The 758-nt window shown below is 62.7% G+C and carries 1 protein-coding gene; it reads left to right on the top strand.

From position 1 onward, the window contains the following. The first annotated feature begins 301 nt into the window (after window positions 1-301). Window positions 302-718: a hypothetical protein gene (locus tag AX692_RS00210; RefSeq protein ID WP_073977506.1), complete on the top strand. Its 417-nt coding sequence runs from the start codon at window positions 302-304 to the stop codon at window positions 716-718. Window positions 719-758: the final 40 nt, after the last annotated feature.

Raw genomic sequence — 758 nt, 5'->3', positions numbered from 1 at the left:
CCGTCCTTCACCGTCCAGCGCCGACCGCGCAACTCGTGGCTGGCCGGACGCTTACCAACCAGACGGTCAAGCGCTCACAGTTGAATGGCGCTCGGGTGCCCTCCGCTCCCCACCATGTGGCATTCTCCATTCCATCAGCGCCGCGAGCCAAGTCATGTCGCCGAGGATATAAGGGAAAAAGCGGGTAATTCGCCTCTGCCCCAAAGGCGCTCTTACCATAAGCCTCGATTATGGTAAGTGACATTCGGAACCGTCCAAGAGCCTGCTAGATTTTGGCCAAAATCTAGCATACGGATGCTGGGTGGACGAAGCGGACCTTTTCTGGATCACCGGCCTGCTCCATGGCCGAATGCCGCAGCTCGCGCCCAAGGTGCGCCGCGCGATCGATCTCGCGCTCGTCGACATCGCTTGGCGCACCTTCGTTCGGGATGCCGGCGCTCGCGACGATGGCCGCTCGGATCAGGCGTCCAGACCTGATGACGATGTTCTGCGCACCACCGATCCGCGCGCGGGGGCCGTTGTGGGGTTCCTCGCATCACAAGCCGGGCCCTTGCAGTCGGCCGCCAAAACCATCCAGCTCGCGCGCGGTGCAAGCGGTCGCCGGTTTAGCCCGAAAGAACGCGCGATGCTTGAGGACGCGCGATCAGCGCTAGCGACCGCTAGGGTCTCCCTTCGCTCTGGGCCTCCGCACAATCGCCTACTTGGGGTCACGACATAGAACGGGCCCCGATATACGCTCTCATGACTGCCATCCGAGA

It is taken from the genome of Erythrobacter donghaensis, from assembly GCF_001557325.1.
Classification (GTDB): Bacteria; Pseudomonadota; Alphaproteobacteria; order Sphingomonadales; family Sphingomonadaceae; genus Erythrobacter; species Erythrobacter donghaensis_B.
This window is presented reverse-complemented; position numbering and strand designations above follow the sequence as displayed.